The following is a 15,974-nucleotide window of genomic DNA, read 5'->3' as shown; positions in this document are numbered from 1 at the left end:
GCTCATGAACCGGGATTGGCTGCCAATTAAAACGACCCCCTGGACTCTGGGCCTGATACTGCTGGCACTGCTCCTGCTTATCCAGACAACCGAACTGCCTCAGCGCCTGGATTACTGGCTGTACGACCAAGCCATCACCTCGAATCCACTGGAAGCCTCGGACGAGGTGGTTCTGGTGACGATCGACGAGCTTAGCCTGAATCGCCTGGGCCGCTGGCCCTGGCCCCGTAACCTGCACGCAGAGCTCATTGCCAAGCTCAACGAGGCAGGCGCAAAAACCATTGTGTTCGATATTCTGTTCGCCGAACCGTCGCCAGACGACCAGCAACTGGCAGAACAGATGCGAAGCCACGGCAACGTTATTCTGCCAGTCTATCTGTCGCCTCCCACCTCCCAGTACCTGTTAAGCGAACAATTGCCGGTTGGAGTGCTGGCTTCGGCGGCCGCCGGTCTGGGCCATGCTCATGTGGAACTGGACAGCGACGGCGTTGCCCGAGGTCTTTACCTGTTTAATGGCCTCGGGAACCAGCTCTGGCCAAGCCTTGCGCTGGCCGCAAGCGGTGTTGGACCACAAAATCCGAAGACCGGGGATACGCCTTCCTATGTCAATATTCGGGATCAATACCGTGCCGTGCCCCTGATCGGTGGTGCCGGCTCTCTCCAGTCGTATTCTTTCTCGCAGGTACTCGCTCAGCCGGCCGCACCCGAACACTTCAGTGGCAAAATAGTCTTTGTCGGTGCCACAGCCGCCGGTTTTGGCGACATACTGCCCACGCCCTTCTCGGGGCTGAGCCGTCCGATGTCCGGCGTTGAATTCCACGCCAACGTGTTGTCGGCATACATGCAGGGATTGTTGATTAAACCCGCACCGGCGTGGGCGTCTGCCCTGCTGGCCATGACAACCATCCTGATACTCGCCCTCGCCCTGCCACCCATGCGGCCTGCGCGAACCCTTCTCGCCTGCGCGACGGTTCTGGCGGGACTGCTCGGAATCTATCTGTTCGTGCTGCTGACGATGCGATGGTGGGTTCCCCTTGCAAACGCACTGCTGGTTCCACTCCTGGCCTTTCCTGTATCCAGCGGCCTTCGACTGGCCATGACCAACCGATTTTTGAACCGGCAACTGGACGAGCTGGCCAGAAGCCCCCAGGTCGCCCTGCCCGCACCCTCGGGAAGGAACCCGACACAACTTCTGGAGCACTTCCAGGCCCTGTTTCGCCCCACAGGGTGGCTTTTGATGGAGGAGAACGACATCCTCTCCGCACGTGGAATGTCAAAGAGCGATATTCCGGATGACCTGACTCCGGGGCACTGGTTTCACGACAGCAATCGAAGCTGGATTCAGCTATTGCGAGCCGGCACCCGCTATCACCTGGGTCTGCTGTTACCCAATGATCTCGGGCGCGAGGCCATCCAGCGCTATCTGCGCAGGCTGCACCTTGAGCAAGCCGTACCGGCGGATTCTGCAGCCAGACCCAGTGAAAACATTTCTGCACGAATAGAGCGGGTCCGCATTGCCACGGATCGGTTGAACCACATGCAGCAGTTCATCCGGAGAAGTTTTGAGCGCATGCCCGACGGTATCATCGTGACTGACGAGCTGGGGGTCATCCGTTTTGCCAACGGCCACATAGAGGAATGGTTCCGCGAGCCTATGCCGAGCCTGGCCGGCCTTCCCCTGGTAAGACTACTAGAGGGACACGATCCGCGGGAAACGCCACCCTGGCATGAAACCGTTTCCGACACCCTGACCCTATTACAGAGCCGCACCGTAGACCTCAGGATTCGCGACAAAGATTTCCTGATTCATTTTGCACCGTTTTCGCTGCCAGACAGCGACCAGCAAGGCATCATTGCCAATATTTCGGATATTTCGGAATTGCGGGAGCAGCAGCGACAGCACCGCGAGGCAATCGACTTTATTTCCCATGACGTGCGTTCGCCTCTGGTTTCACAGCTTGCCCTGATCGAACAGTTGAAACGGGATCCCAGCCACATTGAACAGGAACAGCTGGAACAACTGGGGCGGCTGGCCCGGAGAAGCTATCACCTGGCCGAGGAATTCGTGCAGTTGGCCCGGGCGGAACAATTAACGGAAACCCGGTTCTACGAATGCGAATTTCTGGCCATCGTAGAAAATGCCCGTGACAGCGTCAGCGAGCAGGCTGTAGAGAAGCAGATACAACTCCAGTTACAGGGTACCGAGGATTTGTGGCTGAAAGGCAATGCGGAGCTTCTGGAGCGCGCCGTCATCAACCTGCTGACCAATGCTGTTCAATACAGCCCGAGTGGATCAGACGTCAGCATTCAGGTCTTCCGCGCTGGCCATCAGGCCTGTTTGACGATTGCCGATGAAGGTACCGGTATCGATCCGGAGGAACTGCCGCACCTGTTTGACCGTTACCGGCGTCAAAAAAGCACTGAGCTGGCCGGAGTCCACGGAACGGGACTCGGACTATCCTTCGTCAAAACCGTTGTTGAAAAGCATAGAGGGGAAATTTCGGTGTCGTCGCAACCGGGCGAAGGCTCTGCGTTCACCCTCAAACTGCCGATTGCAGACCCGATGGCCTGAGACTTCATACTCCAGGCCCGGGGTTCTAGTCTCAGGAACGGATGGACTTGCTCACAACATCGGAGGGCTCACTGATCAGCCCATTGGTATCCTGAACCTGGATAGTGAAATACCAGGTCCCTGCGTCCAGACCACTCACCTCGTAGGACATTTCCGCTTCGGCCTGGGCATTGGTGACAACCACCTCTTCGCTCAGCTCGTCAGCATCCTGACCGTACCGGATCACATATTTGTCGAGCTCACCCATCGGAATGCTCTCGCCGTTAACGCGAGTCAGGGGAGCGCTCCAGCTCAATACTGCGGAGCGTTCCGGAGACGAGATTCCCCCACTAGAGCTAGTTTGTGTGCCTGAAGAATCGGAAGAGCCACCACCGCCACACCCTGTGAGTAGTGCTCCCATAGCGAACGCGGCAATCCATGCCTGTGACACTTTGATGACGCGCTTCATGTGGTTTAAGCACCATTTTTTCGTCGATTTTGTGAAATTGTATAAAACGGGGCTGATTATCGATGTGAACTCTGTCATTCCCCTAGTTACGAAATTGTCAATTTCCCGTCAGGGACTCGTAATGAAGTTAGAGAAGTTACTGATTGGGAAGGCAAAAATTTGCCCGGAAGGGGCCGACAACAGGCGGCAGCACTGAAAAAATTCTATTGAGGGAGAAGTATGGGAGTAGCTTATAAAACAAAAGGCCCGCAAAAGCGGGCCCTTTCTCTACAGCGGTCTCGGTGACTCAGAAGCTCCGATTAGAAACAACAAAGCCCGCATAAGCGGGCTTTGTTAAATAGTGGTAGCGGGGGCTGGATTCGAACCAACGACGGTTATGAGACCGATGAATTTAACCCACCTTTTTTGTGCCAAAAATGCTTTATGCCTCCTAAATTAGTGTATAAATTGGGTATTAGCCTATCTGAGCCTCTGGAGACTAAATCCATTAATGACAAAAAATCAGAGCCAGAGTTGGCACAAAGACGCGACTACGGATAGCTCCGATTTGACCTTAAGGTTGCCAGGCCCCCATTTCCAGACAATCAAAACTTGGGCGGAACAACATCAAGTTGCCGAAATTTTCGAAGCCATCGCTCTGACCTTTGGCTTCACAGAAAACTTCACCGTCATCGGCAATCTTGCCCGCGAACTTTCCAACAAAGATTCGGTCTCGTTACTTGCTCAGTGGGATGCCAATCCCTATGCGTTTCAGTTGAGAGAACTGTCCTCCGCCTATAACGCTGATATTGATATATCCTCTGCGTTCTCGGGCATGCCTCATGACACATCCCGAGAAAGGACGAAAACCACACTAAGGAGAGCAGGAGCGGACATCAAGAACGAGCATTTCCTCTTAGAGATGATCGTTAATCCGTTGGCGCAATCACGGACCGATGAATTAAATCGACTCCGTCGAGCCCTCCGCCTTTGGCTCATCATGCAGGCAATTGAGAGGACAGTTAAAGACGCCTGCTTCCACGATAGCCAAATACAGCAGGTTGCAAGTGCACTAAGTCTGCCTGGCCAGAACGACAAGTGGGGAGTCATCGACGCCTTACTAACGAGGGCAAAGAGAGCCCTCACTTCTAAGCACTACTCGTATCAACAATTTAATTTGGCGCTGAGATACGCATCCACCCAGTTACTTACGCAGTATTCCGCACCCGACGACCGCAAGAGCCTTCTATTACTCAGATCTGTTCAAAAAGTAAGCGAAGGTCAGCGAAACCCAATAGTAGGTCGCCGAGTAGCTCCGGCCATCAACGCATCCTTTACTGAACTTAAGCGCTCGAATCTCGCTCTCGTACTCGACAGGACAACTGAGACACAACAGGTTTTAGCCTATTCAGAAAGCGATAGCAGCACGGCTGATCCAGACGATCTTGAGCAGCTGATTCTTTTCGATGTTAACCCCCAAGAGACTCCGGAAGAGCAGCAATTATCAGGCCGCAGCGTTGTCATGCAGACGGCAGAGCTCTCTCACTACCTGCCTTGGTCATGGGACAAGCCATTACCTCCTGAAAATCAACTGCTCGAAGACTGGCTAACGCGCAATCGGGAGAATGGCGAGTTCTCAGAGAGGCTTGGCACCGCATTGGTGTGGTTAGCAATCAATTTTGGCCGTTCCTTGGAGTTCGTACTGGAGTTTCAAATCACTGACAGTATGCAAGCGGAGTGGAGCATCTGTCGGGATGCCAGCGCGGCGCATCGAATACTTCCAAAGCGTCACAATTCCTGGTTTCCCCGCCCGCAAGACGAACAACTCATCGAGCCATTTGAGGAATGTCTACGCGTTACCTTGCCAAGCTGGGTACAGGAAATACTTCAGCACGCGACCCAGGGCAATCAGGACGCCCCCTCGTTGCGACGACTGTGGACGCTATTCGGCTCTCAAGATATAAACACCTGGTTCAACCAACATGCTCGTCAAAACTTCCCGAGACTATCCAGCGCGAAACTCGCCAATGCCCAATCGCAAAAAGTATTTGATGCAAAAGGCGATCACTCTCTCGCCCGTTTGATCTCGGCTCACCCACGCTCTGCGCTTCCTGCTGCGTGCGGTTACACCAATTGGGATATCGACGAAGTAAGGAGTGGCTTTTTATCCCATAGAACAGAAGCAGCAGCTCGTACTGAACGAATTAACTTACTTGGGAGTGTGCTGGCCCCACTGGAGTCGTTCCTCATTGAGGTCATACAGCGAGGCACCGAAAAGCTCTTCGCGACGAGGGCCTGCGATGCAATCACCTTTCACAACCACCTCGTAACCTATACGGTTACCGCCCTCTATGCAGCTACCGGATGCCGCCACTTATCGGAACCATTCGAGTCACTGAGTCATTTCTGCTTTGATCCGCCGGCAGTTTTCATCAACGACAAAAACGACGATGGACTCCACTGCGGTCGAATGGTGCCACTTGCACACGGTGCTGTTTCGATAATCAATAGCTATCTTGAGCACCTTCGCAAGCTTTCTGATGCTGTGCGAACTCAACACAAAAGATTGGCTGAACGCATCGAAAACGTGCTGCAAGGAAGGTCTGATCATTTACCCCTTTTCTTCTTACTCGATCATTTCGGGTTTTGGCATCCACTCAACGATCCGATGGTCTCGGAATCAGACTTTTTAGAGTTTGGCCTGCCTAAAAACCTTTTCCGACATCGATTCTCACAGCAACTAGCACGGTACGGCGTTAATCCTGAAGTAATTGACGGTTGGCTGGGACACGCAGAACGCGGCGTGACAACGTATAGCGACCATTCGCCACAATGCTGGAAGCATGATGCTGACGAATATCGGCAAGTTGTCGATGACTGCTTTGACCGACTCGGCTTTTCGGTGTCGTTGCCCACGGCTTCTTATGAACGCATTCAGCTTCATCACCGCCCGGACACAATCAATTACGAGGAACCAAAATATTTTGGTCAGGAAAAACGCCATCGGGAGCGATTGCGTGCGCGCAATGAGGCTCGATCCACAGCCCGGAAGGATCTGGACTTTTTTCTCGCAACCAATCCCCTTCCTGATGGCGAAAAGCTAAACCAGCCTTATGTTGATGATGCCGTCAAACACATGTTGCTGAGAGAAAATGGCCTGCCCCACCCGCGAGCAGCCATTCGAATGGAGGTATTGATCCAGTGGCTAGAAAACGCGGATTCGCAGGCTCGCCGATTCATCCGGCATAGGCTGTCGCGTTTTGGGAATGAACGATCCCTATTTCGCAGCAGCTGTGCGCAGGCGCTGCGCGTTATGCCTGAACTAAAGCTCTGGGCAAGCCAGATTAAACAAGACATTCGACAGAAGCGTTATTCGAAATCCGACGAACTTGCACTCGCGATGGCGTTGCTTGCTATCGAAAAGCGCATTTCTTATCTACAGCTACTGGAGGACCTGGTCAGGGGCAGGAACTATCGGATCATCCAGCACAAACAGCATGTTTACCTTGAGTACAACGAAGCGCTGGAATACGACAACTTTGACCAACCCGTCCAAAGGCATGAAATCGACCATGCCACTGGGCGAATGTTAGCAAGGGGTCTGGGTCTCAAGAGCATGAAAGACCTGAACCAGACACGCTGCCCCAAGCCCCTGATTTCACTATATGCAATCCTAAGAAAAACCAAGCCGCAACATGAAGCCGACCATACACGTGTCACCTTTGCGCATGTGCTTAATCTTTTAAATCACGCAGTCGAGCAAGCGAACCTGGTGGAATTACCAGGCATAGTCGCCGGGGCCCTAAGTGAGAGGAATCCCCCCACAAGCGTCTGCCTATATGACCACCTCAGAATTGTCGAAGGCCTCCGCTACAAAAGCCCTGCAAGTCATTCAACCGAGAACTTTCCAGAACCGGAAACTCCAAACATCATTCCCGCTATGGCCCCCCTGGGCAACTCCAGAGCGTTTTACTCTGAGTCAGCGGTATTTTTGCGCGCATTGCACGACATTTTGAATCAATACACCAAAAGCAAATCTGAGACGATAGCCAGGCAAATCGAAAGACACTGTCGTTCAAATGCCCGCAAGGTCAGCAGCGCGATCTTGATGATTGGCTACTGGGTCGCCTTCCGCATTCTACGAGGAAAAGGAGCACCCAATCGAAAACACAAACCTTATGCTGCAAGCTCTATCAAGCGCTACTTGACAGCGCTGTCGCCTGCGTTTCGAGGCTTAGCCTCAAACACTGACCTTATTAGCATGACCGAGGAAGAGGTCACCGAACTGTGCGCAAGGATGCTGGAGCACCAAGGGCACAAGCAGAAAGATCTCCATTACTTCTCAGCTCGACTCATCGACTTTTTTGACTGGGCTACCGAACACGGCGTGTCAGCTCCGGACTGGGATGAACTGGATATAAGGCGTTCAGGCCGTTCGGTTCGCCCACGGCTGTTTTCCGAAGAAGAATATCATCGGGCTCTGAAAATACTTCTGCACCAGGACCCTGCGGATGCGGATCGTGGCAGGCAAGCAGCGTTTGTCCTTCTGCTCGCATTTCGATTTGGACTCAGGGCACAAGAGGCTTTAGGTCTACTCCGTTCCGATTGGTGCCAATCCGGCCAACTGACTTGGGTGCTGGTACAGAACAATCCGATTCGAGCCTTAAAAAATGCTCAGAACAGCCGACGAGCCGTACCGCTGATGTTTGAGCTGGCTGAGACTGAGCGGATGCTGGTCGAGACAATTCTTACTCAATATACAACTCGCTCTGGGGATATCACCAACAAGCCGATTTTAGGCGCAAACGATAGCACTCTCACCCCTTTTGCCAAATCGATTCCTTCAGATATTGCCAAAGCACTTAAACTCGTCACCGGCAATTCAAGGATGAGCCTGCATCAGGCAAGACACGTGTTTTGCAATGTGTTGACCAGCGCCGTGTTCGGGATTCACACGCCTCTGGCATCACATCTGTCCCCATCTTCTGACGATGAAGTCATCAAAACGATCATGTTGGGAACCAATTCCGGTCTCACAAGACGCGGCGCGATGGCAATTGGGAGGGTGCTAGGACACCAGACGCCACACACGCAGATGCGCTCATATAACCACCTGCTCACCGAGTGGGCGGACGCCCTCACGCCGCTCACCTCCCGCTACAAAGGCACCATCAGAAAAGCGATTCAGATCCACCATTGGACCATTGAGCCGCCACCTAATGACATTTCCCCGTCCACTGTATTTTCTGAACAAACGAGACTCTCTCCCAAAAATGTGGTTGAGAGTCTGCGACTGATGGCACTTGGCTACGACACGAACCGAATTGAACACTGCTTGCGGCTTGAAACCGGAGAGCTTGCTGACGTTGAAACTTTTGTGGACCGAATCAATGCGAGTATCCGCTTTAAAGTCTTCGACCCTCAAAAGGGTAAAAAGACCTACCTTTATGGGCGATCATTACCCAAGTACTTATTGAAGTCTCGCCCACCTGGGGTTTGGCCAAGATTACTCGAACTCACTGAAAGGCTGCCGTCGAGAGACCAGCTGAGCGATAGCGGGTTTCTACCTTCGTTGGACCAAGCCTCAAACCTCATCGGCAGAAACGGCCATCTGCTGACAAACCTGCCAGAAGAGTCACGCCTACTTCGGCTTGTTGTTGACTGTTTCGGGCTGCCAGAGACCAGTTACGTGGCTTTGATAAAAAGTCGGCCAGAAGAATCCCAGCGTGCCGACAATTTATTGCTCGACGGCGGATTCTCACGGGCAAACGATGTGACGATTTCACTAGATACCTTCAACGAAGACTATGGCAGGCCCTTTGGGCGAGCAAGATCCTATGCGGGCTTGGTGCTAAGGAAACCTGCCGTAGGGCCACTCCATGACGGCCTTGAGCTGGTATTAGCCTATATTTCAGTGGCTGCTGCTTATTGTCCACGAACAAGACCCCTTTCACCTCAACCGACAACCCGGCCAATTCACTCGAGGTGAAATTGATCCGGGTCGCCGAGCGGTACCTCTTTTAACTCCAAAATTGTGATAACGGGCTTTTTGTTGCTGGCGTCTTGCTGAACCAGTGCCTTGAACTCAATTTCGTTGCGGTTTGCATAAGCTTGCGCCAGCACGCGGAGAGCCTCTAAATCATGGCATTGTGCTTGTACCCGGCTACTACCTGGCAGTTGAAGGTCTTCTGAGACAGACTTGCTGATCCACATCGTTACCGAACCTTTGACTTCATCGAATCCAAGCGGCCCCCCAACTCCGAGAACAGTGGCTTGCGCGGCTTGGTCAATCGTCAAAGAAGGCATTACGCCTTGTATGACCAACCCTCCCAGGTCATCCATGCCAAACCGAACAACAAACCCTCGGCTAATTGACCTACCTGCAAAGTTGGCAGCAATGCCCTCACCGACTTCTTTCAAAAAAGCTTTCTCGGCTTCTGAGAGCAGATGCTCTGTCTCTTGTTCATCAAGCGACCTCTGCTTCACCCATTGGGCCAGTATAAAGCGGGCTGCCGCCCTGTATAACGACACATCTGATGAAACCACTTCCGGACCGATGAGCCGGACCACATGAGTGGCAGGGAATTCAATTCCGTTTTGCGATTCGACCCTAAGCCTGAACTCAAGAGCGACGTCCGGTGTTTTCCGAAACTTTGCAAAGTCACTCAGCGCAACCACCATCGCATCCTTTAACTTCTTCTGCATCGGAAGCGCGATGGAGCTCTCTTCTTCGAATTCAAGAGCACCATCGGCGGCAAATACACTCGGCGCGCTTGAGGGGTGGAGCACCAGAACTGAGGTATCGAAAAATTCACCAACGTTCGAAGTCGTCATGACAACAATTCCCGAACCGATTTGAACACATTCCAACCACCGGACGATCTGTTAAACTCTGGCACTTGTGGCGCCAAGCCATCCGGCACCGCTGACGTAAATAAAAGCCGACAGAGAAATCTCTTTGTTTCCATATGCCTTCGGTTTGCAACAAGCAATTCATTCAATTTTGAAAGGCCTTAGTGTGGGCTGACTCTTTAGAGAGTAAAATTTTCGTTTAGTTATGTTTAACGGAATGAAATATACCCATCGAAACAAAAGCAATCCATAGTGCGTAACGAAATTAAACGCATAGAACTTTAACTCGTCAACAAAGCAAGCAAATCATCTGAATTGTTAATCTTACTTCGCTCATCAGGCAAGTAAATCGGCTGACTTGAAATTTGACTCAGTAAAAATGCCATTTGATAATTTAATAATGAAGTTCAGGCAAGTTGCTTGGTTATGTTTTTTAGGATACAAATTTAAGACATAGCGTTGGCCGAAAAGTAACTGTTATACAGATACCATGGGCAGAACATGAAAGCAAATTGTTCCACGACGATACAGAGTCTCTAAGTCGGCAGAACAACTCTGCCCACACGAACTACCTCTTCCATACGAACTTGTTTCAGGGTTCTTGAAAAATTTCCATGTGGGCAATCATGGCGAGCAGTTTAAAGGTCGCATAAACTACCATTGAGGAAAAATCATCGATCACTGTCGAGTCTCATATATGTAAGACTTGTTTTACATATATGTAACTCACTTCTGAAAATCACTATTCCACGCGCGTATGTCGCTCGTAGCTGCTTGCAAGTGCGGCTGAAGAGCACTTCGGATAGCACTTCAAATACTTGAAGGTTTTTATAGACAAAACGACGACGACAATATTAGTGTAAGGTAAAACCACCCATCGTTAGCAGTGCTTATGTAGCGAGGCAGGCAGGCTCAAAGTGTGAACAGAATTCAAGGCTCGCTGTTGGCTATAAATGTCGTTAAAGGATCTGCACAATGTCATCAGAATCGACCGATCGAACGTTGACCCAAAATGATCAAATAGGCCTACGTACGGTAATCAGAATTATGGATAAGTGGGGACTAGATACGGCGTGTCAGGCGCAGCTAATCCACGTTGATAGTGAAACACTGAGCTCACCCCAGTCATTGCCGTGCTTCAACAATGAGCAACGCTCGAGGGTTTCGTATCTGCTGAACATTCACGCCTCGCTTCGAGACCTTTTCCAGAATCCTGAAAATCAGTACGGATTCATGAGCGCAGTTAACCACAACCCGCCGTTTTATGGCCAATCGCCTTTGGATTTGATTCTCTCCGGTGAACCATCTGCCCTCAAGGAAGTTTTCTACCACCTAGAGCGCGTGAAATATGGTCAGTGATAAAAGCGAGGCCCTGAATGCACTCGCCGATCAACTGGGACTGAATCGTCATGAGCTGGAAAAGGTTGCCGTCTTCACCCATTTTTCGGAAGCCGAAGTCAGGGAATTAATGAAGCTATTGAGATTGCGGCTTAATGCATTGGTAGGAAATGACCGAGAGAACATGGCGCATTGGATGCGCACTTACAATTCAGGTTTGGGTGCGATGCCATTGGAGCTGATCCGGACGCCCGAAGGTGTAAGGGCAGTTCTCAATTATTTGGATTTTTTCGTTACTCGGTAGCCCTAGTAAATTAGAGGCTTTCACAGGTCTAGAAATTTTACCGTATGTAGTGGTCAACTAATCCAAGAAGCTCTTAGCGAGTTTTGTCTCTAAACCATCGAATCAAACTGTCCGTGTAGCCTCTGGTCATATCGCTTAAACCATCAATGGTTTCTCGATCGAGAAACTCACGGAGTCCTGGCCGCTCACCCAAACAATGGGTTACAGCGCGCATTTCTGTTGGGTAAAGAGATGGGTGGACACTGCAACTGGCGATTGATCGCAACAGCTCAGAGGCGCGCCTTTCAGGAGTTGGCATTGAAATCTCAGACAAAGACGCGATTCGCATATCGCACTCAAGGGCATATCGAATGTCTTCTTCAAAACGCCACTTCAGATAATTACCGGCTTCATTCTTTGGCGCTTCAGCTATCTTGCTGTTAATCAGCTCCCTTTTATTTTTTAAAGCTCTTCGAACCGCACTTTGAAGATCGTCAATTCGCGCATGAGCCAGTCGTTCCCAAAGTCGCTGTTGCTCACTCCTCACAAGCCCCTTGACCCACATCGTCGCGTTACTGGTTTGCATTGCGGCGAGAATGGGTGCGCCTGTCCCAAAGACCCAGGCGCCTGCAGGGCCGAAAGTGACTAAGCCTACAGCCGACCCAATCGCAGCTCCACTTCCCGCCAGACCGACCCTCACCATACCGTCCAGTAGCACCTGCTCGACCAACTGGTGCCGCGTCAGAGAGCCATCTCGATAAGCGATGAGACCTCGAGCAATACTGATGGCTCCGGCTGAAGCCATACTCGAGGAGTTCAGCATCTGATCGGCTGCATTTAACGACGACTCTGCCACTTCTGTTATTACCTCACTGCTTAACCCCTCGATAAAAAAAACGTGATCGACCAAGTCGTCTGGAATCTTTCCGGCTAGGTCGGAGTTGGCAAAAACCGGGTAATCGTATCTGTCAAAATGTTCACGAATTCCCTGAAGGGATTCATGAAACTTCACCTGAAAAGGCTGCCCATCAACAATCAAGTCGAACCCCGGTGTATTTGATGCCTCAGGAAAGCTCACAGTGTGGCCCGACGAGACCAGGTCGGCCGCTACAGCTCTTTCTGCCACATAGCCTTTTAACTGACTAATGCCACCCAACACCGCGCTATCTGACCCGCTCAGAATCTCGGAAGCCACCTGGGCAAACTCCACATATCCGTCAATCTCTGCGACCCTTGAAAAATCAACCGCTTTGATTACCTCCGGATCTATTGCTGCTGCGCTATATAGCATTTCACCCACGGTTAAGGCGCTAAAGACACCAGCGTTTACGCGTTCCTTTTCCGACTCAGAATGACCAGCTTTTCGCTTCCTGGGTTCAGAAACATCATCCTTAACGGCGGCTTCCATAAGATGCATTACTTTCTCTGCCGGCTTTTCTGGGCTTGCCCCCCATAACGCTCGCAATAATTGCCATTCGTCATACCAGGCATCTCGGTGCTTATCGCTCAGTAGATCATTCAGCTTGTCACTGCTGATCAGTCCAGGAACACGACGAAAACTAGCGCAGATTCTCTCCAAGCCAGATGAGCCTGTTTGCAAACCTTGGATTACCAGCATGGCAACAACGCGCGAGGCAATAGAAAAATTGGCTTTCTGGCGAGCAGATCGAGCCAGCCACCACGCACCCCCGCCGGTTGCAGCAATAATCGAGATGGGGTTCGATATTACGGAGACAAACGAAACGAGCCCTGGCCCTGTAACCATCGGTATAAAAGCCGAAACCTGTGCCGCAAGAATATAAGCAGAAAAACCCGCTGAGCTGACTCCAATACCAAAAAGGCTCAAACTTCCCCCGAGGAGCAGCGAATTTTGAATGGTTTTATCATTCGCATCGTTAGCGCCTGTATCCTCCAACAAAGCTTCACGGTCTTTCTTTGAGAGAGTTCTGAGTGAGATGAGCGCCTCGGCCAGCCGTTCTCGGCGATTCTCGCGGCCGACCGATGAGCCCTCTTTCGGCTGAGAGCATTCAAGCAACTCATCTAAGACAGGGAGCACAATATCGGAGAGTCTCGTCGCCGGCTGGCCAGCGCTCAGCCAACCTTTTTCACAAAGCCAACGCTTGCCTGACTTAATTGCGCCTGGTGGGTCTAGATAACTAATAAGTTTTGCGGTGACATCATCACCCAACAGAGCACAGCCTCGATGAGTTGCGCTCAATCGCGCAGGTAACTCAAGTGCACTGCGGAGATGGATCCAGAGTATGAGCCGCAAATCATCATCACTGAAATCGGACGAGAGCCACTTTGCCTGTGTATCCTGCACACCTCCGAAGTCCTCCTCCCTGCTGTCATTCAATGCTCGTCTCCAGCGATTCCACTCGAGATTCTCGAACTTTTTATACCAATGCTCAAGCCGGCGAGTAAGTGTGCTGTCTTCAAAGAGCGCAATGCAGGTTGCAAGTAGGTTTCGGTCGGCGCCACCAAGACCTGCAAGGATGTCGGCGGGCTTCAAAATAGGCTGCACGTTCACTAATTCCTGACTCAACAAGCTCTCCTTGCTATGCGGAATTCAAATGTGTCCGGCTTCTACCCCGTTTCCACGGACTATTTTTTTCATGGTTTTTCTAACGAGCCAATCATTTCTTGCAAATGCCACTTTCTCAACACTATAGATGATTGGTATCAATTACACTAAAGCGCTCTCGTTTCAGAAACCACTGGGTAACATGCATCACCCCACAGCGTACCGGGGTGATCCATCATGATCGTTAGGATGATGGGAACAAGCTTCGACATCAGCGCAACACAGTCACGCAACTGCTCGCGATTCACCGAGCTATTCCAGGTGGCCCCACCGTGAATGAGTTGATTACGGAGCGTGTAAAGGCGGCTGAGCGCAATACCAATCGACGTAGCCGTGTCCTGATGGCCAAGCGCCGCTTGCGCAGCTCTTCGAGCAGCATCAAATTGATCCCGCCATTCCTGCTCAGTCAGCTTTCCATTATGAAAGTCCCAGAAGGGCTGAAAAACATATTGATTGCTCAGCAAAAGCCGGATGCTTCTCGGAAACTCTGACCACGCCAGACCTTCAAGCTGCTTTTTATCGTCCAGATCGCAGAGTTTCTGCAGGAACTCCCGAAATGCAGACTGCTCGGATCGACGATAGTTCTCGTCAATCTCCGTTGCATATGCGGCGTTAAAGGAAATCCAGAGAAAGATAAACCGGCCATCCAGATCTTCGGCCTGCTCGGCTCGTTGCAACCAGCTAAGGGAACGGTGGACACGAAGAGAGAGATTGCTGTGAAAGCCCTCCCTCTCTGCTCGATGCCGCTGTTTCAGATCGTGGTAGTCCATTGGACTTCACCTCCTTGTGATTTAAGCGTCTCATCCACAGGCCGGGTATCTGATTTCGGAGCCTTAGAACGTAAACTCTGGCCCTACAGTAAAGACGTTTATATCGGTTTCGCCAAGCTCGTCTTCATCGCCAATGTTGACCAGGAAATCCCAGTCTGCCCTGAGACGTACATCTTCGGACAGTTCATAAGAAGCCCCCAGCCCCGTTCGGAACCCGACACCCGAATCGCTATCACTGGCTGAGAATGTCTGAAATCCATTGCTGGCAGCCACGTCATAGTTCAATCGCCACAAGAGTAAACCCGCCTTGGTGAAGACTTTGAAAGGCCCCGTTTCGGGCATACCTAACTGGAGAGTCGTATCCACGAAATGCCCGTTCACGGCGGCCGCCACGCCAATACCGTTGATAACGCCAGAGGCCTCGACCTCATCGATATACCTGTAACCGAATTCAAGGTTGGCAAAGGAACTCAGCTGACTGCCGCCGTGCACGCGAAGGCTCAGGGCACTGTCGTCGCAAGTACTTTCGCCACCACCACAGAAGTCATCAACTGTTGCCTGGCCTACAGACACCCCGAAATAGCCACCATCGCCTTCAGCTGCATGGGCTGCCGTTATCGAAAGAACAGAGGCAAAAATCAAAAACCACAGGGAAACTCTCATAAACCAATCCTTCTAGAGAAAATGATTGAGTCACCGAAAGCCTTGTTGGGATGACTCCGAGTGCACTCTACAAGCAGCTTCCGACAGACGGTGTCGCTGTACCAGATTTAGGCGAGAGAGGTGGAAAAATTGGATTTGATGAGCATTAGCAAGATGCCAGGAACCAATCGAGGAAGCGCCGCTCCTCCTCGGAGAACTCTAACCTATAGATGAGCACCATGCGCTTGAACCTTGCTAAATAGCCGCACCGACCCTGTGGTGGCAGCCACTCATTCGGAGGTCGGGCGCCTTGAAGCACTATAACAATATAAACTATCCCAAATGATCGTGTGAGTGAGTGAATAAGCGCTTTTAGGTTTAGTAAGCATACCAATCTAAAATCCTAAAAGTTAGCTGAAAGAAACCATGGCGTGACTTCTGTTCATGTAGTAGCACGCAAAAAAATCACCCCACTTTTGCGTCCACTCTGTTTTCAAAGCGGACCT

9 protein-coding genes are annotated in these 15,974 nt (G+C 51.3%); 4 read left to right on the top strand and 5 right to left on the bottom strand.

Annotated elements, in window-relative coordinates:
- The first annotated feature begins 4 nt into the window (after nucleotides 1-4).
- Nucleotides 5-2,572: a CHASE2 domain-containing protein gene (locus BM035_RS19675; protein ID WP_092033991.1), complete on the top strand. Its 2,568-nt coding sequence runs from the start codon at nucleotides 5-7 to the stop codon at nucleotides 2,570-2,572.
- A 31-nt stretch (nucleotides 2,573-2,603) separates the two neighbouring features.
- Here the strand turns inward: BM035_RS19675 and BM035_RS19670 are convergent, their stop codons facing one another.
- Nucleotides 2,604-2,972, bottom strand: a complete 369-nt coding sequence (locus BM035_RS19670; RefSeq protein ID WP_227497769.1) for a fibronectin type III domain-containing protein — start codon at nucleotides 2,970-2,972, stop codon at nucleotides 2,604-2,606.
- Nucleotides 2,973-3,510: 538 nt separating this feature from the next.
- Here BM035_RS19670 and BM035_RS19660 point away from each other — a divergent pair.
- A complete protein-coding gene (locus BM035_RS19660; protein ID WP_092033988.1) occupies nucleotides 3,511-8,988 on the top strand; it encodes a hypothetical protein in 5,478 nt (1,825 codons plus the stop codon).
- Here the strand turns inward: BM035_RS19660 and BM035_RS19655 are convergent.
- On the bottom strand, nucleotides 8,976-9,833 hold the full coding sequence (locus BM035_RS19655) for a hypothetical protein (RefSeq protein WP_092033985.1): 858 nt from the start codon (nucleotides 9,831-9,833) through the stop codon (nucleotides 8,976-8,978). The two genes, BM035_RS19660 and BM035_RS19655, sit on opposite strands and share 13 nt — an antisense overlap.
- Before the next feature lie 1,065 nt (nucleotides 9,834-10,898).
- On the opposite strand from BM035_RS19655, the gene BM035_RS19650 reads away from it, so the two are divergent.
- Nucleotides 10,899-11,210 (top strand): hypothetical protein, encoded by a 312-nt coding sequence (locus tag BM035_RS19650; protein ID WP_254775544.1) that lies wholly within the window; start codon nucleotides 10,899-10,901, stop codon nucleotides 11,208-11,210.
- On the top strand, nucleotides 11,200-11,493 hold the full coding sequence (locus tag BM035_RS19645; protein ID WP_092033980.1) for an MbcA/ParS/Xre antitoxin family protein: 294 nt from the start codon (nucleotides 11,200-11,202) through the stop codon (nucleotides 11,491-11,493). The genes BM035_RS19650 and BM035_RS19645 overlap by 11 nt, the downstream gene beginning before the upstream one ends.
- A gap of 73 nt (nucleotides 11,494-11,566) precedes the next feature.
- Here BM035_RS19645 and BM035_RS19640 read toward each other — a convergent pair whose 3' ends face one another.
- From BM035_RS19640 to BM035_RS19630, 3 genes are all read right to left on the bottom strand, one after another.
- Complete coding sequence (locus tag BM035_RS19640; protein WP_092033977.1) at nucleotides 11,567-14,017, bottom strand: hypothetical protein; 2,451 nt, start codon at nucleotides 14,015-14,017, stop codon at nucleotides 11,567-11,569.
- Nucleotides 14,018-14,163: 146 nt separating this feature from the next.
- Nucleotides 14,164-14,826 carry a HEPN domain-containing protein gene (locus tag BM035_RS19635; RefSeq protein ID WP_092033975.1) on the bottom strand — a complete coding sequence of 221 codons (663 nt, stop codon included), beginning with the start codon at nucleotides 14,824-14,826 and terminating at the stop codon, nucleotides 14,164-14,166.
- A 63-nt stretch (nucleotides 14,827-14,889) separates the two neighbouring features.
- Nucleotides 14,890-15,489 carry an outer membrane beta-barrel protein gene (locus BM035_RS19630; protein WP_092033972.1) on the bottom strand — a complete coding sequence of 200 codons (600 nt, stop codon included), beginning with the start codon at nucleotides 15,487-15,489 and terminating at the stop codon, nucleotides 14,890-14,892.
- Nucleotides 15,490-15,974 lie beyond the last annotated feature (485 nt).

The organism is Marinobacter sp. DSM 26671 (assembly GCF_900112835.1).
Classification (GTDB): Bacteria; Pseudomonadota; Gammaproteobacteria; order Pseudomonadales; family Oleiphilaceae; genus Marinobacter; species Marinobacter flavimaris.
The sequence above is the reverse complement of the archived record's forward strand: the minus strand, read 5'-3'. Positions and strand labels throughout refer to the sequence as shown.

Excerpts from the sequence above, each read along its gene's own strand:
- BM035_RS19655 (WP_092033985.1), bottom strand. The coding sequence starts at position 9,833 with ATGACGACTTCGAACGTTGGTGAATTTTTCGATACCTCAGTTCTGGTG.
- BM035_RS19650 (WP_254775544.1), top strand. The coding sequence starts at position 10,899 with ATGGATAAGTGGGGACTAGATACGGCGTGTCAGGCGCAGCTAATCCAC.
- BM035_RS19675 (WP_092033991.1), top strand. The coding sequence starts at position 5 with ATGAACCGGGATTGGCTGCCAATTAAAACGACCCCCTGGACTCTGGGC.
- BM035_RS19660 (WP_092033988.1), top strand. The coding sequence starts at position 3,511 with ATGACAAAAAATCAGAGCCAGAGTTGGCACAAAGACGCGACTACGGAT.
- BM035_RS19645 (WP_092033980.1), top strand. The coding sequence starts at position 11,200 with ATGGTCAGTGATAAAAGCGAGGCCCTGAATGCACTCGCCGATCAACTG.
- BM035_RS19670 (WP_227497769.1), bottom strand. The coding sequence starts at position 2,972 with ATGGGAGCACTACTCACAGGGTGTGGCGGTGGTGGCTCTTCCGATTCT.
- BM035_RS19635 (WP_092033975.1), bottom strand. The coding sequence starts at position 14,826 with ATGGACTACCACGATCTGAAACAGCGGCATCGAGCAGAGAGGGAGGGC.
- BM035_RS19630 (WP_092033972.1), bottom strand. The coding sequence starts at position 15,489 with ATGAGAGTTTCCCTGTGGTTTTTGATTTTTGCCTCTGTTCTTTCGATA.